This window comes from Jonquetella sp. BV3C21, from assembly GCF_000468895.1.
Taxonomy (GTDB): domain Bacteria; phylum Synergistota; class Synergistia; order Synergistales; family Dethiosulfovibrionaceae; genus Jonquetella; species Jonquetella anthropi.
Genome location: NZ_AWWC01000006.1, coordinates 55,329 through 76,406, shown reverse-complemented (window position 1 = coordinate 76,406; position 21,078 = coordinate 55,329). Strand labels below are relative to the sequence as shown.

Sequence of the window (21,078 nt, the reverse complement as noted above, 5' to 3'; positions counted from 1 at the left end):
GGACTTATCGTAGCACGATAAAATAAAAAAGTCGACTTAAAGCGGCCGGCCGAGCCTATCGCCGGCGGGATAAAAGCGAGTACAGACAGACCGACGTGATAATCACCAAGCCGTGAATCAACCGCGTCCAGAACCCGGTCAAACCGGCTGCCACGATCCCGCCCTCGATAATACCGATGATCAAAGACCCGACGGCCGTACCGTAAACCGTCCCCTCGCCGCCCTGGGCCGACGTCCCGCCGACAAAAACCGCCGCAAAGGCCAGAAGCATGTAGCCGTCGCCCTGAGTTGGCCACCAGTTCGCCAGCTCGGCGGTTGAGATCAGCCCGGCCAGAGCCGCTAGGAAGCCCATCAGCAGATAGCCCTTCATAATGACCCGCCGAGGTTTAATCCCCATCATCTCCGCCGCGCCCCGGTTATCTCCCACAAAAAGAGCCGCCTCGCCGAAAGGCGTCCGGTTCAGCGCCACAGCGCACCCTCCGGCGATCACAAGAGCCCACAGTGCCTGCGCCGGCAGCATCCACGAGCCAATTCGCCCGGCAAAGACCTGAAAAGGCGCCGTTCTGGAAAACGAGGCCAAAGGAAGAGCCAACCCATCGGACGCCAGAAGCAAAAATCCACGCCAGGCGAACTGAGTCCCGATCGTCGCGATCATGCCAGGCATTCGGAGATACGCCACCAAGATGCCGTTCAGCCAGCCCGCCCCCACGCCGGCGGCCAAAGCCAGCCCCACAGCGAACCACGGCGGCAGCCCGCCGCGGAGACCAACCGCAAAAATCCACGCTCCAAGGGCGCTGACCGACGGGAAGCTCAGGTCCATCTGCCCCATGATAATTAAAAAGGTAAGGCCCAAGGCCAGCAGAGTCACCGGCGGCAGAGTGCTCAAAAACGAGCGGTAAATCACCGAACCGCCAAACGTCACCGGAGAAGCGATGTAAAACGCGCCGATCAGCAGCCCAAACGCCAGCGTGACAATGCACTGGGACTGATATTTTTTTAAATGCCTCACCATTTTTCTCCAAAAGCCAGCCTGTGCGCCAGCCCCTCCATCGAAATTTCACCGCGCCGCCAACAGGCTGACAGCCGCCCGTGCTCCATCAACAGATACCGATCCGCGAGCCGCTCCACAATGGACAGGTCATGACACACCAACAGACATGCCGTTCCGCGGCTGCGAAGTCCGTCGACGAAACCGGCCACCTTGTTCACCTCTCCGACAGCCAGAGCCGTCGTCGGCTCGTCAAGGAGCACCACGCTGGACTCAAAGTACACCGCCCGGGCGATAGCCAGCCCCTGACGCTCGCCGCCGGACAGTGACGCCACGCAGGCATCCGGGTCCAGCCCAGCTCCCTTCAAACCGAGGAAGTCCCCCAGCACCTTCATCGCTTCCCGCTTTTGCCGGGGCACGTCGATCAGTCCCCAGCGGTTTTTCAGGTTGCGGCCCAAGAAAAAATTGCGCCACAGCGGCTGACGCTCCGCCAAAGACCGTTCTTGATACACCGTCTCCACGCCGAGCCGTCGGGCCGCTCTCACGTCGTACTTCCGCCAGTCAATATCCCGACCGTTCAGCCGCATCAGGCCACTGTCCGGCCGATACAAGCCTGAAATGATCTTTACCGCCGTCGACTTGCCGGCGCCGTTGTCGCCCAACAGGGCCACTACCTCTCCGGGATACAGCTCAAACGAAAGATCCCGAAGGGCTGCCACCGAGCCAAAACTTTTTTTAAGGCCGTTGATCGTCAGTAATGGGGTCATATCTTTTTCCCTCAAACAAAAAAGGGTCCCCGAAGGGACCCAATAATTAGCGCATCCCGGCGTTCGCCAGCGGCGCAATCTGCTCGATGTTGTCGGCAGAAATGAACCCGCCGCCGGTATCCACGTTCAGCCCGGCAAAACTGTACTTGTGAGTCTGCACAAGACCGATCACCGACAGATATCCCATCAGATAGGGCTGAGCCTCGCTGACCAGATCCACGTAGCCGCTCTGAATCGCCGCTACCGTCGCGGGCGTCAGGCTGAAGCCAGCGCCGTACACCGCATCAGGCCCCAGGCCGGCCGCCTTCAGGAAGTTGCCCAGCTGGCCAGTCAGGGCGCCGTGGTCCACTACCACCATCTTGCAGTCCGGGTGAGAAGAAAGGTATCCGGCCAGCACGGGGGCGCCCAGAGAAACGTCCTTGCTGATCTCCGGTGAAATCTCAAGGAAATCGACCTTCAGCTTCGCCTTCTCGAACACCTCAGTCATCGCGCGGGCGCGGCGGCCGCGTTGCTCTAAGCTCTTGATCCCCCACAGGAACACCCGGTCGCCTTCCTTCAGGTTCGTGCGGCGAAGAAGCTCTTTCGCCATCGCCTCGCCCTGACGCCAGTTGTCCGTGCCGATGTACCCAAAGCCCCGAGCCGCGTACTTCTCCTGAAGAGACGGAAGAGCCGTGTCAACGCAGGTGACTAAAGCGCCCTGAGCGAACGCCTGATCGATCAACGGCGCGAACGCCTCGTCGCCCGGATGTCCCATCACCACAAAACCGTCCGCCTTGTTGGCCAGACCGTTTTTGAAGTTCTCCAGCATCTTCTCCGGCGCCCAGTCGCTGTAAACGACCTTCAGGTCACAGCCCGTATCGGCCGCAGCCTGCAGCGCCCCGTTGACCACCGTCGTCGCGTAAGGCTCGCCCACCGAACCGCCGGCGTCAAACCAAATCGTCATTCCCTTGCCGCTCTGAGCCAACTCAGCGGCGCAAGCGCCAGAAGCCATCAGACCAGCCAACGCCAGCGCACATAAAGCTCTCTTCATAACCGTCCTCCTCCTTCGTCTTTCAGCCTCAACAAAAGCCCCGGCCCAAACGGACGGAACGCCTTTGTCCCACAAATCGTCCCAGCCCGCAAATCAGCTGGAACAGCCGCAAGGATCGCGTCGCAGTAACATTCCAATTACTTTGACGTATTATTCTATCATGGATTAATTAAACCGTATCGCTTTTTAGTCGTCAGAAAACAATTATCGCTGGTTCTTTCAACAAAAAGGAAGCCCCTGCCGAATACTCCCGTTTCCGCCCGGGGGGCGAAAAGCTCGGTCAATCCTCGTCCGCCATATTTGGCAAGGACAAGACCGCCTGCCCGGAAAGCGTCGCGTCAAACTCAACGCGCCGCCGCGTAGCCAGTCGATCGGGGGTAATCCCAAACTCAGCCATGGCCGCTTCAACCTGCTGGCGTCGGTCAAACACGTGACGCAGCATGCCGTCGCGGGCCTCGTTCACCCGGTCGACGAAGAACTTGGTGAAGCTGCTCTGGTAGGTTCCCTTTCCCCCACCAATCCAGTCGAACAGTCTGTTGGCTCCAAGCGTCCAAGGCAGTACGCTGTCCTTGACCTTGGCGAGCGCCCCAGTCACGCCCTCATACTGCTTGCGCAAGTCATCAGAGCTGGTGATCGTGCCTTCCTTCTCTTTGGCCGGCATCTTCGTGATGTCGTCCATGAGTTTTCCCAACCAGTCGTCCCGCCGTTGTTTCCGCTCGCCCTCCCACTGAACGTACTCCCACTTCCCTTTACGGTGAAGTTCTTGTACCCGGGAAGAGAGCCCGCGCAGGTCTGCCATCGTCATGTCTCCCAGCGTGGTCGTCTCGAGCATATGCAGCAGTTTGATGTCCTGCTTGTTGAAATCTGCTAGGTCGACTTCAGGGTTGCTTTCCAGATACGCCTTCAAATCAGCGGCCCGTTGGAGCGTGTCTTTCCGTGGCTTGCGCAACGTGTAGTCCTCCAGCAACTCTCGAAGCTCCCGTGACGTCGCCCAGCTCATTTCCTTATCAGCGGCGGCTTTCTTGATCTCCGCCAGAATCGACTTTACCTCAGACCGCAGGGCTTGACGCCGTTCTCTGGCTTCCTTGAGGCGTTCGATCTTCCTCAGTATCTGATCCCGAGCCATCGCCTTTCCGCGCTGGTAGGCCTCTTTGGCTCGGTCCGTTCCCCTTTGCCGCTCGGCGCGCCGGCCTTCCTCGTAGGCTATCCGGCTCTGCCGCTGGGCCAATTTCCTCGATATCAGCTGATCGCCGTCGTTCGACATCGATGGCGTTTCTTCCCGCTCCGGAGCGTTCGCCATTTCCCGTTCCAGCTCTTCCAGCCGCTGACGACCCAGTTCTTCCTCGACGGCCAACTGGTTCACCGTCGTCTCTTCAGCCATTCGGGCGTCCATCTCTTCGGGCGTGGCAAGCAGCCGGTCGAACAGCTCAGTGATCTCAGGCGACAGTTCGACGTCCAGTGCCCGAACGTCGGCGTAGATGGACAAGAGCATCTTCCTGAACCGGGCGAACACGCCCTTCAGCCCCATCGACGGCGCTTGACCTGTGAGCAGGTAGGCCTCAAAACTCCGGGCGAACTTCTCGTGTCCAACGCGCAGCCTCTCTTTATCGGAGCCTTTGAAGACCTTTTCGTCCAGTCCCAGATAGTCGGCCACCAGCGCCAAGTCGCTTTTCGCCCGCTCTGACGCGTCGGACGCCGTCCCGTCGGCGATGAGGTCGTTCAGGAGCATGTGTCCCATCTCGTGGACGAACGTGCTGGCGTCGGCGTTCTTAAACAGCGTCACCAGCGAGCGGCCGTCCTGAGTGAACTGAATAGAGCCGCGGTAATCTTGCGACAAATGCGCGCCGTCGTACGCCGACGGCTTGACATCCCCGCGCAGAATGCCTAAACTGACGGTAGAAATTGCGTCCGCTTCCTGCGCAGAGCCTTGGGCTTCCCCGAGTACTCTGCGGTACAGGGCGGGCGCTATTTCTATTTCGGCCAAGCGATGGTCCTTATAAGTTACGTTTTCGTTGGATCGTCCCGCCTCGGGAAGCACGTCTAGTTTAAGTTTCACGGAATACAACTTATCGCCAACTGAGAGCGCCGAATAATACACATCCTGCCCCTGAACATACGGGTGCTTAGCGTCTGCGGGTTCGTAATGGTCATATTCGGCAAGGGAGATCATCCGGCGCAGCGTGGCGTACGCGTTTCTATGCTCCGACGAGCGTGAGCGTTTCAGAGAAGCCTCAATATTGGATTTTGTAAATCCTGCCACGTCCCCCGTCGAGACAATTTTCACAGGCGGATTGCCGTCGGCCATCAGGATTGACTTGAGCCAGTTGCGGAAGTCACGTGTCCGGTCAAACTCAGGCACAGCATTTTCTGCCATATGGACGACCTGAGCTTGCGCGTCGTCCGATTTTCTCGTCAGGCCCTCACGGACTAGCGGCTCTCCTAGCCCCTGCGTTCCGCTTTGGTAAAACTGGTTTCCACCTTCTTTTCGAGCCTTGACAAGGTCGGCTTCAGTCTTTATACTGTCCTTAAAAGGACCTGATGGAGCAAGGACTTTGGGCAATTGGAGCCCTGAGGCACTACTCCAGCGGGTGCTTTTTTTGTGTTGATGTACTTGAGATTGCCCTTTTCAATCTGGTGGACAAACCAGCGGTTGCTGGGAACCCCTGTGCTGCTGTTCCCCTTGCCGTAAAACGAAGACAGGATCGCCGGAGAATTAGGATCGCCGGGGTTCATCTGCAGGCGAACCGGGACGACGACCGTCGCCCCCTGCTTATCCTGCAGCTCCAGCATCGCCACAAGAGACGTCCCCGGGTGACTGTCCGAATCGAACACCATGATTGGGTCAGCCAAAGACGTCACCAGCTTTTTCATCAAAGCCGGGGAGATCTGTTCCGAGTGCTTCCCTTGGAGCGTGTGCTCGAAAAATTTGTATCCTGCTACAATTTCGTTCTTCAGCGCCCCCGCCAGTTGCAAAGCCAGCGGCATGTCCATAACTCTGACGGTTTCAAGCTCGCCCATTTCGCCGGCGACAAATCTGTCGACGGCGCGCCCCCATTCGACGCGGTCCTGCTTCAGCTTGCCCTGCCGCTTGACCTCGGTTCCGCCTTGGTAAAACTGGTTTCCACCTTCTTTTCGAGCCTTGACAAGGTCGGCTTCAGTCTTTATACTGTTTGTCAGAAAGTTCCGTTTGGTCGCCACACTGGGGAATTGAACCCCCGTCGTCTGCGACCAAGCGGAACTTTTTTCTGTGTTTACGTAAACGAGATTGTTTAGTTTTTCCTGAGACGTGAACCATTTAGGGTTCGGCTTAACAGGATCAACTCTCTCGTTCGCTTTGGCATAGGCCGAAGTAAGGACATTGATGTCAACGTCTGCATGACTTTTTTTCGCATTCAAATGTAACGCCGCAATAACCGTGTCCTTTTCTCCCTGCGCATTGACTGGAACGCGCAGTTCGAGCATCGCCACAAGACCGTTCGGATTTTTGGAGTTCTCCGCAGACCTGAAAATAGCAATAGGATCGGCCAGCGCTCTGGGGATCTGCTTCAGCACGTCGTTGGTCATGTACGGGTGATCCCGCTGGATTTTCTGCAGTTTCCCTGCCGAGACAAAGAGAGGATAAGGCGAAACGCTGCTTCCGTCTCGAGTTGTGACAAGCGTAAATACGAGCGGGGTTCTCATCATTTGCGTTTGAACCCGGGCGTCGGTCTGCGCGAGATTGTCTATGACCTGAGACCATTGTTTCTCGTCTTGGTTCAAGCGCTGTTCGTACATGGCAGGCTGCTGGTCCTGTCCATACAGGCTTCCGGCGTCGCCCTTTAACTGCGCTTCCTCCCACTTGCGCACTTGGAGCTTATGCTCGCTCTCAACGGTCGCTTCCCGCCCTGAAGCCTGCTTGTCCAGTACTCGGCGGTAGACGTAGCGGCTATAGAGGTCAGCGTTCATGGCGGCTAACTCGTCGCTCTGCCCCGCCTCGACGAACTGCTTCCTCATGGTTTCCCTCAGGGTGACGGCGGCTTTCGCTTCCGGCGTGTTCTGCTCGAGCGGGTCGTGAAGCCGGTCCTGCTTCTGGAGTTTGGCGTGTAGCTCCCGTACCGTTTCCCCGCTCGTGCCGTAGCGCAGGTCTTGGCCGAGCTTGGCCGTCAGGTCGGGCGCGGCTTCCGCCAGCCGCTTGAACTCTTCGGACGTCATCACCACTTCGCCCGTGCCCTTGACTTCGGCGCGCTTCAAGATGCCCATTTCTTCCGCTAGGGCGGCGGCCTCAGGCGCCGACTGGAAGAACTCTTCCAACGCCGCCTTGGGCGCGAACACGGGCGTTTCCGCCTGTTCCTGAACTTGCCCTTCGGACGTTTTGTTTCTTTCTGCCTTCCCCTCTGCCGTCGCTTCTTCAGCCGCTTGCGTCTCTTCTTGAGACGCGGCGGCTTTTTCTATGGCTTCTAGTGCCTTAGCGCGCCGGCCCGCCGGAGAAAGGCTGTAACCGGCGTGTTCTGCCGCCGCAACGCCAACGCCCAGCATTGCGCCGGGCAACATGCCTGTAGCGAAGACCGGCACGCTCTGAGCCGTGGTCGAAACGCCTTCGGACAGCGCGTTGCGAATAGATTCGCCAATCGTGCGCGTCGGGGTGCCGGCCACCCAGCGGGCCACGTCCATGGAAAGCTCGGAGACGAACTGCTGTTCGCCCTCTTCAAGTGATTCTGAAAAAACCTGTTCGGCGTAGTTGGCCCCCTGACGAAGCAGGAGCCCGCTGAACGTCTTGGTCGTCATGAGCTTGGCCAGCGTCGTTTTGGCAAACGCCTTCTCTGTGACGTTCCGCAGCTGTTCGGGCAGCGATAGGAAGCGGGATATGCCCGGCGCGTTCTTGAGGGCGCTCGGGATCACCAACCCGGCCATACGGTAAAGGGACATGTATTCGATGGCCGCGACGATTGAGCCGAAGCCCGTCGCCATGGTCCGAGCCACTTTGGGGTCGAGGTACTTTCCGTCCGGTCCCTTGAGGTCGCTCATCGACTGGTAGAGCGAGCCGGCCGAGTTCTTCCAGAAGTACTCGGCCGAGCCAAGGCGGGGCGCCCACGTCGCGCTGTTAATGAGTGCCTGTCCGGAGAGCGTCCAGAAGTCGTTTTTCGCTGACGAGACAAAGCCCCGAGCGGCGGCGCCCATCAGGGCGCGGGAAGTAAGAACCGCCCGGGGCGCGTTCCAGCCCCTGAACGAATGACTGGTCGAACAAGCCGTAAGCGGAGCCGAGCCAAGGATCGCCTCCGCGCGCCGGAGGGCAGCTGTACCCTGCCCGTCTGGTCGCTGCTGAGGCGAAGACATCTCCACTTGAGTGGAGACCAGCTGAACCCGGCCCGCCTAGCCGCAGCCGTGGCGGGGACATCTCCACTTGCGTGGAGCTCAGGTCTATCAAGTTGTCAGAGACAGAAGGTATCAAGGGACATCTCCACTTGCGTGGAGCTCAGATGTCCGTCTTGTTCTTGTCGATTGCGGTCTTGGGGACATCTCCACTTGCGTGGAGCTCAGTCGGCCAACTGCGCCGATAGCGTCAAACACTGGGGGACATCTCCACTTGCGTGGAGCTCAGCTAGGCTTTTATGCGCCGCAGGCCACGCGAAAGGGGACATCTCCACTTGCGTGAAGCTCAGTCAACAGGATAGATGACATGACGCTGTAGCTCGGGGACATCTCCACTTGCGTGGAGCTCAGGATGGCGTTCCAGTACGCGGAGAGGGCGTCAAGGGGACATCTCCACTTGCGTGGAGCTCAGACCGTTAGCATAGCTAACGGTGTAACCTGGCTGGGGACATCTCCACTTGCGTGGAGCTCAGCTCGGCCAGCCCGTCACCGTCAATCGCGCAGAGGGGACATCTCCACTTGCGTGGAGCTCAGTCTTCGGCGCCGCTTTTTAGTTTCGTCAAATCGGGGACATCTCCACTTGCGTGGAGCTCAGGGCATTATGGACTTTTATAGTGCCTTAGAGTGGGGGACATCTCCACTTGCGTGGAGCTCAGGTCTATATGTGCGCCCTGATGATTATCAGGGAAGGGACATCTCCACTTGCGTGGAGCTCAGAACTCAGTATACCGTCGTTCGACGGTAACTTCGGGGACATCTCCACTTGCGTGGAGCTCAGTGTTCCATGTTCCAAGATCCAAGAATCTTTGAAGGGACATCTCCACTTGCGTGGAGCTCAGGAGCGTCCTAATTGCTTTGAGTACGTCCTTATGGGGACATCTCCACTTGCGTGGAGCTCAGGTTTGAAGCCTGTGGAGCAGTTGATCGGTTTTGGGGACATCTCCACTTGCGTGGAGCTCAGGTAATGTTGCCGGCGATGATGATTCGGTTGTAAGGGACATCTCCACTTGCGTGGAGCTCAGCGCGATAACGACCGGGGATTTGGCCTTAGGTAGGGGACATCTCCACTTGCGTGGAGCTCAGGTTGGCTCTCCTTGTCGACTGACTTCTCCTTGGGGGACATCTCCACTTGCGTGGAGCTCAGTCATCGCTACGGCCCCAGTCCATGCCTTGTGTAGGGACATCTCCACTTGCGTGGAGCTCAGTTGACGAAGACGGCTCTTCCGTGACTACAGTTGGGGACATCTCCACTTGCGTGGAGCTCAGCCGGCTCCATCGACGGCATTATTGAAGGGGGCGGGGACATCTCCACTTGCGTGGAGCTCAGAGGTAAAGCGTTTTGAGAGAAAGCTAAGTTGCGGGGACATCTCCACTTGCGTGGAGCTCAGGTGCTGCGCGTTGGCTCCGGCGGTTCTCCTTGGGGGACATCTCCACTTGCGTGGAGCTCAGGAGCGTCCTAATTGCTTTGAGTACGTCCTTATGGGGACATCTCCACTTGCGTGGAGCTCAGACATCACGCTTGAATGATAAGTCCTATTTTTGAGGGACATCTCCACTTGCGTGGAGCTCAGAATCCCCTGTCCTTTTTGGACAGGGGATTTTTGGGGACATCTCCACTTGCGTGGAGCTCAGGCAGAGAAAAACGCATACCCTTTGAAGTATCTGGGGACATCTCCACTTGCGTGGAGCTCAGTTGTTTCCCTCGATTCTTACAGAACCATGTTGGGGGACATCTCCACTTGCGTGGAGCTCAGAGAGAAACTGACTTCTCTAACTTCGCTGTACCGGGGACATCTCCACTTGCGTGGAGCTCAGTTACAAAAAGTCACAGATCATGCGTCTACGCTGGGGACATCTCCACTTGCGTGGAGCTCAGTCTTCCATTTGTACTATCCCCTAGCTTTCTAATGCCTTTGTGTCTGCTGACGTTAGTTTGCTTAACACGAGTCCATCATAATCGATCAGCGTCCTCTGAGGAATACCGATCGTCCGAATGTTGATGCCGCCGCTGCTTTTCGGAGCCGGCCAAAGGGCGAGCACAGAAGCTTCCTGCGAAAATTCTACGCTCCATTCGGTCATGATTTTCCAAATGCGCTCTCTGACGCCAGCGTTGATTCTCGGGTGCACGTACACCCCCGGAGCGACTTCTAATAAACAGGCAGCAAGAAAGCCTCGAACTCTCATTGGGACCTGATTTGTTATCAGTACCAGCATGGAGATTTTTCTTCCAGTGCTTCGTCAGATTGACCGTGCAGGATCAATTCTTTGATTTGGTCAATCATTTTTGAAATGACTTTCTGACGGTACAGCTCCTGTCCGATGAGTTTTCGAACGTGCCGCTCCAAGTCCATCCCTGGCTCTTCGAGGTAGCTTGCCAAGCCCCGAAAAGCGGCCGGAAGAGTGATCTCGGTGCGGTATAAGTCGGCAATATCCAGAGCAAACGCGCGGCATGATTTGGCGTGAACGAAGCCCAATTGCGGAATAGCAGAGACTGCAGCGACAGCAATATCTGCCGCCCCGTACATTGCAGAGGCAGCGTGGTTAACTGCCGCGTTAATGTCATCTGTTTTATTGGGCTGTTTCCGATTAAACCGCCGAAGCGTCCACGTTAATCCGTAGAACTTGGCAAGAATACTGTAACTTTTTCTCAGCCTTGCGCCTTCTATTCCCCGAAGGTCTTCAATTTTTCGCGTCGGCAGTTCTTCGCCAAATCTGATGGCATACATTGCCAAGGCAACTTGAAGCCGCGTCTGCGGATTTGCCCAAAGCTCAACTTGCCGTCGGGCGAGCGCACTTCGGTCAGGTCCAAGGGGAGGCGCTGTGTAACAGCGCACCCCCTTGTCACCGACTGCGATCAGCCCAGTGCCTTGCTGCCCCATGAGGCGAAAGACGTCGTGCGTGATGGTCGTTCCCGGCTCAAGCACGATCATGGAAACGTTCTGATATGGTATATCGTAGGTTCCCTTTTCTAAGGAGCCACCGCCGGCGCTTACGAATCTTAATGTGCCGTCTTTAACGAACAGATTGCCGCGCTCCAGCCACAGCATTCCATGGCGGTCTACATGAGGAATTTGCGCTGATTCAAGTCCTAACCGGGCAAATGACATCAACGTCCTCCTTTGTACCGTGCGGCATTTGGAAGATTTTCTTTCCGAGAGTTAATCAGCAAATAGTCGACAACAACAGCATGCCAAAACCGAAGGCACGATGGCGCCCCACGCCTCTAGCGAGGATTTGAGAGAAGGCATCCTGATTTTCTACCTGCAGACAGCCTCTAAAAAGAACTTCCGGCGTTGACCTTTTCGCCTGAAGCACCGGCGCGCCAGAACCGGGCCGACGCGCGACTCTGATCGTTCGGCTCCCCTTAATATTCGAGAACAAAACGCGAGCCCCACCAGAGCGAGCGAATTGTTCAGTCAGCCATTCTTTATAAACGGTTTCGGGTGACGGGCATTCGTCAGGATGCTGTCTGTAAAAACTGATGACCGTCGGACAGCCGGTCCCTTCCGCTCCGCCCTTTCCTCGATATAAGTTATAAACTGCCCCGAGCCAAGCGTCACTTTGGCATTTTTCCCCGCTGGTTGGGCTTGTTTGACGGCGAATAGGACAGCACAGAACTTGAAAATTAAACTTCTGCCCCGCAGGAAAAACTTCCGGCATTTTTTTCGTGCAGAATTCGGGCAGGCAAAACGCTTTGCGCAGTAGCTCGGCGTCTTCTCGCGAGCAGCTGTTTCGGACTTCCCGAAGCGTTTCTCCGTCAGAGGCGGCATACCCGAGAATCTGCCCTTTTTCCTCCTGCCACACAAACGGCTGAGGGGCTATCTCACCCCACAAAGCCCGGGTCGCTGCATGGATGGTGTATCCCATGTCGCCTGTCTGAATCCTCACGTTTTTTGCCCAGCGAAACAAATGCGGCAACGATACGGTGGAACGCACCATGTACGTTGTCATGGTATTACCTCCGTTTAAAACGATCTGCTGAAACCATCCGCCGAACAACCAGCCGGCTGCCGCCGTGAATGTTGTTTTTCCACTGCTTCAGATCCCGCCGCTCAAAGATTTCGCTTTGAGAAACCACGGTTCTTCCGTCGTAAGGCCATTCAACGACGCAGCTGTGCGGACTTTCGACGAACTTCAGCGGCCTTTTGTCCAGTTGGCAAGATCGCAGCACGGCTTCTTCAGGCGATTCAGCGCCGAAGATCTCACCTCGAAATACCGGCTCAGTCGGTAAGCACGTTTTGCGCCCCAGAAAAAGCGGCCGTGCCGGCTTTTTTAGTGCACAAGCAACCTCATCGAGTGTCGGCGTCCCAAGACCGGTTAAAGAGATAAAACACGTGATGAGGCTGTTTGCCCAGTAGGACAAGTATTTTTGTACGGTCATCGGCTTATCAAGGTTGCGGCTGCACGGTATTGAATGAGTGACGAAAAGCCCACCTTTTCCTGGCAGAGCAACGGTTTGGTACTCCCGCAGCCTTTCTCCGGCCAGATCTTCACGAACGGCCAAAACGAGCCGATCCTGCAAGGCCTGCAGTTTTTCCGTTTCAGACCAGTCCCAGCCCAGCGCGTTAGCCACCAAACCGGTGACCATGGATACGCCGGGGAATCGGTCGATAGGCCGCTGCTCGTCCACAGCTACGTCGCCGAATGACATCATCGGCCCCCGAAACCTCAGGACCAAGAAGTCCATGGCTATACCCCCTCAATTGCCAGCTTAACCGCCTCGCACAGTTCGTCCAGTGAGCCGTTTTCGGCGCCGGGAATTTGGCACGGTTCAATGGAAGCGCACCGTCTGATCAGCTGCGGGGTGTACATGGCGTCGTACTTCTGAATGTATTCGGCAAGCAATTGGACGGCGAGCGAACGAGCCGAGCCGTCAGATCCCAGCTTCAAGCCTTCAAAGAACGCATCGGCCAGCGTTCTCGGCTGGCTGTTGCCCCATTCGGCCAGAACAAGCCACGAGGCGGCATACGGTGCTGTGCCGCTGAGCTTAGCTCCCGGCGTTACGGTCGCCATCAGGTGAATCAGGTTGCTGGTCACTTGGGCTGCCAGCGTACGGTCAGCGTCCGCGCTGTTTTTAGGATCGCAGCCGCATAGGTTGGAAATCAGTTGGGGAACGTCCACGACGACGTATCCGTAGTAAATCCCCGTGTTAAATTCTGCGGCGTTGATGTGACCAGTCCCCTGTTCGACCAAGTCGTCAACTGCCGTGAAGTAGTCCGTCTCAGACTGTTCTCCGTGAATGGTGAACGAGTGAGCGACGTGCACTGCCGCTGTAACTTTAGCGTCCACGTCACCGGAGACGAACCGGCCAAACATGGCGGCGTCGACGCCGCAGCCGGCGCGAAGCGCAAGGAGGTTGCTCTTCCTTTTTGTGTAGAAATCCTTAACAGCATTATCTATTTCTTTGATATTGGACGAACTGGAAATTGCATCTCGGATAATCTGCTTTAGATATTCTAGTTCTGGACGACCTAGGACGACCAATTCGTTTCTCTTGGCGCTGTAGCCGTCCTCATCAAGCTCGATCTTCTTCTTTTTATCTTTTTTTGTATCACCTTTCTCTTCTCCGTTATACAAAAGCTGCTGGAGTTTCTGACTTCCGCTCACAACCAGTTTCTGCTCTAACCCTTCAGCTACCAGCGGCTTTTCGATCAGCTCAGGAAACGAGAACCGAGAGCGAACCGATAAGCTAAGCGCGTCGCCAGCCTTGTCAAGGCCGTAAGGTCCGCCGGCGTTCCGCCAGTGACGTTTGAGACACTGGGAGCTGATTCGGGTGCGTACGCTGTCGCCAAAGGGAATACGCTTGGCCAAACCGGAGTCGTCTCGGTTCAGCAGCGACGCGGAATACGTTGTGAGCGTAGAAATCTGAACGAATCTCGGGAAGTTATTCATCAATGTTTTCCTCCTCATGGTTGGTTTGCGATTGCTGCTTTTCAGCTACTGCTTGGGCGCGGAAACGAGCAAGATAATAATCTTGGGCAAGGTGCTCGCACGTTTTGCGCCGTTGCTCCGAATTCTGAGCTAGACAGAGGCGCGCTAGGTCCCCCCAACTGAAAGATATTCCTCTGGACGCACAAAACCGAACCATTCCGCGTAGAAGGTCGTAAAACCGCTCGCCCTGAGCCTGTAGCATCCGAATCAGTCTGTCTTCACTTGTAGTGCCTACCAACGCGGCGTCTGCCGTTCCCAGCGCCCTTGCAAAAGAGGGGGCCTCGCCAGAGCTCACATCGGCCGACAATGCCATTCCCTGAAGAATCGCTTCCCACGCTCTGGTTTCGCCTTCGCCCTCTGGGAAAATTTCTTGAGACACCAGTAATTTCCAAAACGCGCCGGGAAGGACTCGCCCGGTCCGCTGTGAATCCATCCGGCGAAGCGCGGCCCGTTCGCCGGGTGAACAGCCGTCACTTTTAATCCAATCGAGCATTTTATTCACCGATTCTTTCAGAAGGTCCCTATGCTCCATGTTCGTTTTCGCCCTCCTTCAGGCAGGGAGCCGCCGGCAGTAAGTTCTTCATGAGCCCGAACAGTCGGTTTCGTCCCTGCGCAATGCCTTTCAAATTCATTTCGCTGCCTAACGACAGTGTCTTCATGCCGAGCTCAAAATATTTTTCGACCAACTCCCTCAGGCGGTCTGTCCACGTTTTGTCGCTGTCGTCGCGAGCCCCAGCACCGCGTTCCAGCTCGTTCCATAGCGCAAGGAAGAACAAGTCGTCAACTTCTTTGTCCATTTCACGAATAACGGTTGGGATCCAATCGTCTACGTCCGGGCCATTCCACTCAATAGCGCCGTTAAAACTAGGACGCCGAGCCTGAGCTGACGTCGCCAAGGCAACTTTTAATACCTTGTTTTCCGCGGTTTCGACGAGATTGAGCATCGCCGAGGCAATTTCATTTTCCTTAGTCAAATCAGGACTGCTGAACAGCCGTCTGACAGCGGATGACACTGGCAGGGCTCGAAACGCCACGCCCTCTGTTTTTCCCTTACCTTTCATCAGCCCCTCAAAAAGCACGAGTTGATTCTTAGATCCATCGTACTTCTGATGCCACTGCAAAAGCAGTGGTTTGTGAGAGAAACAAAGGACTTTCTGCAACCCTCGGTATGACATGTCACCGCCGTACGCTTTGACGTCGCCCTCGTCATCAATGAGCGGCGTCCAAGGGTCATTTAAGGCACCGTGAAAATCCTCCGCTGCCACTCGCCAGTCTTTTGTGCCGCCTCGCGTGACGCACAGTCCGCCGTCTTTTTCAACACAGCGGATCCGCCGAGCCACCTCCACGAACAGCGGGTGAAGATCACCGACGAAGATCGAACTGCCCTTTTCTCCATCCCAGGGAAGCAGCCACAGGAGCCGCAGGGGATTTTCAGCCTCATACAGCTCACTGTACAGGTCGTCTATGTGATCAAGGATAACCCGGACGTTGCGCCCCCAACGACCGCCAATTGTTCGGGAAGATCCTAAAGAACTACAGATTCGTTTCCCGTGACCGCCGTTCTGTCTTGCTATGCCGTAATTTTCAGCTCCTAAAAAACCTGCATTTGTTTGAAGCGAGACGATCGCAAACAGCCATTCTTCGATTCTCGGCGCGGCAATGAGTCCCGGTTTCAGATCATGAGCTTTTCTCGTAATGGTCAAATCTAGGTTGTCGGGTGTCAGGTCAACCTTATCGAAGCACTTTTCCGCGCTCGCTTCTGTGGAAGACGGCGACTGCAAAAACGCCGGCTTCGTCACGTCTGAAACGACGAGACACCACGGCTCGTCTTCCGTGTACCCGGGCGTCAAGGCCCGAAGCAGCTGAGCCCACTTCTCAGGCTCGTGCCGCCCTGCCATTGTCCACGGTTTTTCTGGGTCCAAAGGCGGAAGAGTTTCTCCGGACTCCTCCAGCGCCAGAGCGGCCAACTGGGTCAGCAGACAGGTCCAAGGCGCCGATTGATGCGGACGCAGCAGCGGGAAGCTTTCAACTTGATTTTCCTCCAGCATGGCGAAAATATCTGGCAAGGAAGCCTGCGTTTTTCGCCCGTCCGGATCTTGTACTGTAATAAGTTGCTCATTCAGCAAATTGTGTAGAACTGTCACACGATCACCTCCTCAAATATCTTTCGCTATTTCCAATCCCCACTGGGTGTACACCAAGCCTGCACCGACTGCTATTTCTTTGTTTGCTCTCTCTTTTCCGCCTGCCTCCTCCGAAACTTTCTCTTCTGTTCTCTTTTTTAAACGGTTTCTCGGCTCATCCAAGTACCTTCCCATCCACTCCGGAACAGTAACAGAGCGCAGTTTCAAGCCGAACGGACTGATTGGCTGTTCTGGAAGGTCATATTCTAGGTCCTTCGCTCCTAATCTTGTTCCGAGCTCCGGCTCTTTGCCGACCTCGTTCTTCGAATCGATAAATGATTTTGACCACTTTACCGCCGCAAAAGACGCCTGCCCCCTGACAGCGAGCCGCGAACCCTGTCGACTTTTTTCTGATTCCTCAAAACGCGGATTCTCTTTGATAATTTTTGCGAGTCCTTCTCCAACTGTCTCTTCCACAATTTCGCGATTCTGACTCGGTAGAAGCCACGGTCTTCCTGCCTGTGCGTCTCTCCTGACTCGGCTCCACGTAGCGTACACAGAAGCTATGTTCTCATACGCTCGCTTCTCTCCAATGCCATACTTTTTAGCCGCTGAGGAGCATAGCCACTCCGCGTCTGGCTCGTCCGAGGGGACCAAGAGAACGCATTGGGGTTCACAAAACCCTGCAGGCCGTGGGCGATGATGCCGGAACAGCCGACCGATCCGCTGAAGCAGTACGTCACCCGGGCACAGATCTACTACGAGATAGTCGAAATCCACGTCTAGGGACTGTTCAACCGTCTGGGTCGCTACGAGGACAACACCATCGCGCCGGTCGCTTTCAGCGGGTGCGCCTTTTTCTGTGTCCTTGCCGAAGTACCGTTCGACAGTTTCATCAAGAACTTTTCGATCCGGCGAGGCGAATCGACCGTGATGAACCGATAAAATGCCGTCCACATTAAAAAGAGCTTCTGGGGGCAGCAGATTGGCTAATTCTTTGCCTGTCTGCTGGGCTCGCTTGACGGTATTTCTTAAAATAAGGATGCAAGGCTTGTCCCCCTCAGAAGCGCCCTTCCACATCTCGGCAACGCGACGAGCCACTTCGGCGTCTCCCCAATCCTCCGCGCCCAGAAACGTCTCGTTAGTATTGGCGACGTCACTCTTTTTTAAAACTGGCCACAGTTCAAACGAAACACGCTTGTCGTCTGACTCAAGCTGAAAGTCCTCATTGTGCCTTTTTTCATTTACCCAGTAGCTTACGAGAGGGTAAGCAGATGACGATTTGGAAGCCATAAAATACTTTTTCTTAAGCCTGCCCGTCAGCTCTGGAGCCTTCGCCTTCCAGCGGGCAAAGTACTCTTCCCGAGCTTTTTCAGTGAGCGTCGCCGACATCAAAAGCACCTGTCCCCCAAGGCGACTGAACATCTCCAGCAGACTGTTAGTCAGCCGAGTCATGTAGCTGTCAGAAGCGTGAACCTCATCAATCACCAATAAAGACCTCTGGATTGCCGCCGCTCGCAGATGACAGTGACGAACCCTGACCGTACTCAGAAGCGCTTGGTCGATCGTCCCAACGGCTAACGGAGAAGCCAGAAACCGTTTAGGACGCTCAGCGGCCCAGCGTCGGCCAAGCCCCGGACCGCTGTCCTCTTCCCGTTCTTGCCTGTCAGGCCAAGACACCTGATAGTCTGACAAGAATGTTCCTTCTACGCCGTCGGCAACCGCATACCCCGGAACGGCGAGCACCGTCGGCAGAGCCGAACCATATGCCAGCGAGGAGAAACGAAGCAGTCGGTTATACAATTGCGTCGCAGCCAACCGGCGGGGATTTGCAAAATAGAGCCCGTCGACAAGTCCCTCGTCAAACAGGCGAGAGAACAGCCGCAGAGCCGCCTCAGTTTTACCGCACCCAGTCGGAGCCTCAATGACGTACAGCCCACCGTCGGCAGAAAGAGGCAGTCGGTCCATGAGCGCCTGCAGTTTATTCGGCGTGAATCCAAACTGCTCACTAAATGTCTTGTCGGAAATAATGCCCTGCCGGATAAGTCCAAGCTCTTTTAACGCCTTCTGAGCAGCCTTTCGGGCATAGGGCATGGGGTCACAGCCTCTTTGCGGGCGCCCTCGCTCTCCCTCGTATGGGAAAAAGAGCTCTGTTGATCCAATCCAATCGGCCAGCATGAGCGTTCCCGCAAAAAAATGTTCCAATAAAGGCTCATCAGGCATTTGTTCGTCAGTTCTCCACGCCTCAGGGAACCATCCTTTAGCCTTATCCCGCAAGTCTTTTACCGTGTCCCAGAGCTCCTGATTTCGTTCGACTCGGGGCCAAAGTCTTGACGCTTCATTATCAGGCACATCCGGAAAGGTCGTACTGCCATGATGGCTCAACATCGCGATAAGAAACGGCCTTGTTAACTGCTCCCACCGAAACAGCTCTGGGAAGTTTTCCTGCGGCGCTAGAGCCTCGGCAAGAAGTTTTACCAGCGCACGGGCCGCTGTGACATGACCCGTACCTCGTTTAAAATTTCCATATGCGTCCTTTTCTCTTTTAATCTGGAAACTCGGGCAAGCCTTGCCCAAAAGATCATGCCAGGCCGCGTAGGCGCAAAGCCGATGGATCAAGGCCTCGGCACCGCTTCCCCAGTCGCCAGACAAATGCTCCACTCGTTTTCTCCACAAGGGCAAATGGAGAAGCGCCTCAGTAACAGCCGCCACGTCGGCGCTGTGTCCTAACAAGCTGTGCCATCGGCTTGGATCTTTTTCGTCGAATTTTGCCCATGGTCTCATGGTCGCACCTCATATTCATTCATTAATTATTTATGTTCCAATAACATCATTATTTTTTAAAAAGTCAACGGCCTTGCGCGAACGCAAGGCCGTTGATCAATCAAACGAAGAACTTTTCGTAGTAGCCCAGAATGATAATCACGCCAATGATCAGCGGGACCACGTACAACAGATACCCTCTGAGCCAACTGGGGAACTTCATCCCTTCGCCGCAGTCTGCCTCAGCCAAGAAATTCTCCCACCCCCAGCCGCGGCGGGAAACACAGAACAGCAAATAAACCAGCGCCCCCAGCGGCAGCAGGTTATTACTCACCAAAAAGTCTTCCAAGTCGAGGATGATGGTTCCCTTGCCCAGCGGTGCGACGTTGGACCATACGTTAAAGCCCAAAACGCACGGCAAAGCGAGGATCGACACGATGAAGAAGTTCGCCACCGACGCCTTCTGCCGAGACCAGCCCAGCAGCTCCATCGAGCTGGCAATCAAATGTTCAAACACGGCAACCACCGTCGTCATGGCGGCAAACGACATGAAGAGGAAAAAGGCAGTGCTCCAGACCTGCCCCTGCGGCATGTGATTAAACATGGCCGGCAAAGTGACAAAGATCAATCCCGGTCCTGCATTTGGCTGAATGCCGTAGGCGAAGCACGCCGGGAAAATAATCAGCCCAGACACAAGAGCAACCAGCGTATCAAGTCCCGTGATAATCACCGACTCGCCGGTCAGCGACCGATCCCGAGAAATGTAGCTGCCGAAGATAGCCATACTGCCAATCCCGAGACTGAGCGTGAAGAACGCCTGCCCAACCGCCGAATAAATCGTGCTCCACAGACCTTGCTTCATCACGTTGGAGAAGTCAGGTTTCAGATAAAACGCTATGCCCTTCTCCGCTCCGGGAAGAGTCACCGACCTGACGGCCAACGCCAGCATGACGATTAAGAGACCCGCCATCATCAGCTTAGTTACCCGCTCCACCCCGGCCTGAAGGCCAATCATGCAGATAAGAGAGCCTATCAGCACTGTCAGAACCATCCAGAACGCCAGCGCTCCCGGACTGGCCAACAGCCCGTCAAAATAAGCACCGACAGCGGAAGCCTCCGTTCCGAGGCCTGCGAGAACTCCGGAGAGTGAGAACCAACTGTAAGCCAGCATCCAACCGGTCACGACGGTGTAGAACATCATCAGAATGTAATTGCCCGCTAGGCCAAAATATCCAAAGACGCCCCAATGGGTTCCTTTCGGCTGGAGAACTTGAAAGGATCCCACGACACTTTGACGGGATGCCCGGCCGACCGAGAACTCCATGACCATAATCGGCAGCGCGAGAAACGCCAAAGCTAGAAGATAGAAGAACACGAACGCGGCGCCGCCGTACTTTCCGGTGACATACGGGAACCGCCACACGTTTCCCAGCCCAATGGCACAGCCAGCCGAAAGGAAAATGAATCCTAAACGGCTTCCTAACGATTCGCGTCGTTCGCTCATCCTGCACCCCTCCAACTTCTCGATCCCACGTTCTGCCGGACTAAATTCCTCTGAAAATTTCAGATGAGCCATATTATCATCGTCTGAATATTTTTGTCAATATTACAGATAGGCTGCTTTTAGCAAAAGTGACTTTTCCCTTTTTTGAGGCTATACTTAAAATAACTACATCTTCGTGAAGATGGCCCCTATTTGTGTTCTAAGCGAATGCTGACCTCCGCACTCGTGGAGATGTCCCCCGCTGCGGCAACTGCCGCAGCGGGGTGATTTTTCACGGATGGACGACACCCCGACCTAGCATGCTTTACAACTTCCTTCAACCGATACGCAATGAATACATTTTGCCCCTTCGCGAGGTCGTTGCGAAATAATCGTGCTCCGTTTCTACCATGAAGCACCGTTCCATGTTTTAAATTAAATAGTAGACTGCGCCCCCCAACAGCCCCGGCCGTCAAACATATATAGGCAAGCTGTAAAATCAGCGCGTTATTGCAGTGCCACTAGGCATTTGCATACGAGTTATCCGACTATTTTAAAGAACCATATGCGTTAAGACTCAGCGGGCCAGAAAGAGCTTTCCGCTCCTTCTGGCCCGCTGAGTCTTTCAATCTCTTCCGTTGTTT

General features: G+C 55.6%; 14 protein-coding genes and 1 CRISPR repeat array. All 14 genes read right to left on the bottom strand.

All coding sequences use genetic code 11. The features are described 5' to 3' along the window. Positions 1-55: 55 nt before the first annotated feature. On the bottom strand, positions 56-1,009 hold the full coding sequence (locus HMPREF1249_RS01335; protein WP_423786927.1) for an ABC transporter permease: 954 nt from the start codon (positions 1,007-1,009) through the stop codon (positions 56-58). After that, complete coding sequence (locus HMPREF1249_RS01330; RefSeq protein ID WP_021775687.1) at positions 1,006-1,755, bottom strand: ATP-binding cassette domain-containing protein; 750 nt, start codon at positions 1,753-1,755, stop codon at positions 1,006-1,008. Before HMPREF1249_RS01330 ends, HMPREF1249_RS01335 begins: the two co-directional genes overlap by 4 nt. 46 nt (positions 1,756-1,801) lie before the next feature. Next, entirely contained in the window at positions 1,802-2,785 is a 984-nt protein-coding gene (locus HMPREF1249_RS01325; protein ID WP_021775723.1) for a sugar ABC transporter substrate-binding protein, read from the bottom strand. Positions 2,786-3,065: 280 nt separating this feature from the next. Further along, the gene (locus HMPREF1249_RS08070) at positions 3,066-5,159 is read right to left on the bottom strand and encodes an LPD3 domain-containing protein (RefSeq protein ID WP_231366865.1); all 2,094 of its coding nucleotides are present in this window, start codon (positions 5,157-5,159) and stop codon (positions 3,066-3,068) included. Positions 5,160-5,299: 140 nt separating this feature from the next. Beyond that, positions 5,300-7,942: a MuF-C-terminal domain-containing protein gene (locus HMPREF1249_RS08065; RefSeq protein ID WP_021775694.1), complete on the bottom strand. Its 2,643-nt coding sequence runs from the start codon at positions 7,940-7,942 to the stop codon at positions 5,300-5,302. 148 nt (positions 7,943-8,090) lie between these two features. Next, a CRISPR array of direct repeats spans positions 8,091-10,010; the repeat unit is 29 nt; unit sequence GGGGACATCTCCACTTGCGTGGAGCTCAG. A 20-nt stretch (positions 10,011-10,030) separates the two neighbouring features. Beyond that, on the bottom strand, positions 10,031-10,318 hold the full coding sequence (cas2e, locus tag HMPREF1249_RS01315) for a type I-E CRISPR-associated endoribonuclease Cas2e (protein ID WP_231286772.1): 288 nt from the start codon (positions 10,316-10,318) through the stop codon (positions 10,031-10,033). A 17-nt stretch (positions 10,319-10,335) separates the two neighbouring features. Next, positions 10,336-11,241, bottom strand: coding sequence for a type I-E CRISPR-associated endonuclease Cas1e (cas1e, locus tag HMPREF1249_RS01310; RefSeq protein WP_008522380.1), 906 nt, complete (start codon positions 11,239-11,241; stop codon positions 10,336-10,338). A gap of 55 nt (positions 11,242-11,296) precedes the next feature. Continuing rightward, positions 11,297-12,085 (bottom strand): type I-E CRISPR-associated protein Cas6/Cse3/CasE, encoded by a 789-nt coding sequence (locus HMPREF1249_RS01305; RefSeq protein ID WP_008522378.1) that lies wholly within the window; start codon positions 12,083-12,085, stop codon positions 11,297-11,299. A 4-nt stretch (positions 12,086-12,089) separates the two neighbouring features. Next, positions 12,090-12,821 carry a type I-E CRISPR-associated protein Cas5/CasD gene (gene cas5e, locus HMPREF1249_RS01300; protein ID WP_008522377.1) on the bottom strand — a complete coding sequence of 244 codons (732 nt, stop codon included), beginning with the start codon at positions 12,819-12,821 and terminating at the stop codon, positions 12,090-12,092. A 2-nt stretch (positions 12,822-12,823) separates the two neighbouring features. Continuing rightward, complete coding sequence (cas7e, locus tag HMPREF1249_RS01295; RefSeq protein WP_021775743.1) at positions 12,824-14,026, bottom strand: type I-E CRISPR-associated protein Cas7/Cse4/CasC; 1,203 nt, start codon at positions 14,024-14,026, stop codon at positions 12,824-12,826. Continuing rightward, positions 14,019-14,597, bottom strand: coding sequence for a type I-E CRISPR-associated protein Cse2/CasB (gene casB / locus HMPREF1249_RS01290; RefSeq protein WP_008522043.1), 579 nt, complete (start codon positions 14,595-14,597; stop codon positions 14,019-14,021). Before casB ends, cas7e begins: the two co-directional genes overlap by 8 nt. Continuing rightward, complete coding sequence (locus HMPREF1249_RS01285) at positions 14,587-16,131, bottom strand: CRISPR-associated protein Cse1 (protein WP_231366863.1); 1,545 nt, start codon at positions 16,129-16,131, stop codon at positions 14,587-14,589. Before HMPREF1249_RS01285 ends, casB begins: the two co-directional genes overlap by 11 nt. 90 nt (positions 16,132-16,221) lie before the next feature. Further along, entirely contained in the window at positions 16,222-18,972 is a 2,751-nt protein-coding gene (locus HMPREF1249_RS01280; RefSeq protein WP_021775702.1) for a CRISPR-associated helicase/endonuclease Cas3, read from the bottom strand. 100 nt (positions 18,973-19,072) lie between these two features. Next, positions 19,073-20,455 carry a sodium-dependent transporter gene (locus HMPREF1249_RS01275; protein WP_021775704.1) on the bottom strand — a complete coding sequence of 461 codons (1,383 nt, stop codon included), beginning with the start codon at positions 20,453-20,455 and terminating at the stop codon, positions 19,073-19,075. Positions 20,456-21,078: the final 623 nt, after the last annotated feature.

What these genes read in the sequence shown, in the direction of transcription:
- casB (WP_008522043.1), bottom strand. Translation starts at nt 14,597, where the DNA reads ATGGAGCATAGGGACCTTCTGAAAGAATCGGTGAATAAAATGCTCGAT.
- HMPREF1249_RS08065 (WP_021775694.1), bottom strand. Translation starts at nt 7,942, where the DNA reads ATGGGCGCCGCCGCTCGGGGCTTTGTCTCGTCAGCGAAAAACGACTTC.
- HMPREF1249_RS08070 (WP_231366865.1), bottom strand. Translation starts at nt 5,159, where the DNA reads ATGGCAGAAAATGCTGTGCCTGAGTTTGACCGGACACGTGACTTCCGC.
- cas5e (WP_008522377.1), bottom strand. Translation starts at nt 12,821, where the DNA reads ATGGACTTCTTGGTCCTGAGGTTTCGGGGGCCGATGATGTCATTCGGC.
- HMPREF1249_RS01305 (WP_008522378.1), bottom strand. Translation starts at nt 12,085, where the DNA reads ATGACAACGTACATGGTGCGTTCCACCGTATCGTTGCCGCATTTGTTT.
- HMPREF1249_RS01325 (WP_021775723.1), bottom strand. Translation starts at nt 2,785, where the DNA reads ATGAAGAGAGCTTTATGTGCGCTGGCGTTGGCTGGTCTGATGGCTTCT.
- cas2e (WP_231286772.1), bottom strand. Translation starts at nt 10,318, where the DNA reads ATGAGAGTTCGAGGCTTTCTTGCTGCCTGTTTATTAGAAGTCGCTCCG.
- cas1e (WP_008522380.1), bottom strand. Translation starts at nt 11,241, where the DNA reads ATGTCATTTGCCCGGTTAGGACTTGAATCAGCGCAAATTCCTCATGTA.
- HMPREF1249_RS01280 (WP_021775702.1), bottom strand. Translation starts at nt 18,972, where the DNA reads ATGAGACCATGGGCAAAATTCGACGAAAAAGATCCAAGCCGATGGCAC.
- HMPREF1249_RS01330 (WP_021775687.1), bottom strand. Translation starts at nt 1,755, where the DNA reads ATGACCCCATTACTGACGATCAACGGCCTTAAAAAAAGTTTTGGCTCG.
- cas7e (WP_021775743.1), bottom strand. Translation starts at nt 14,026, where the DNA reads ATGAATAACTTCCCGAGATTCGTTCAGATTTCTACGCTCACAACGTAT.
- HMPREF1249_RS01275 (WP_021775704.1), bottom strand. Translation starts at nt 20,455, where the DNA reads ATGAGCGAACGACGCGAATCGTTAGGAAGCCGTTTAGGATTCATTTTC.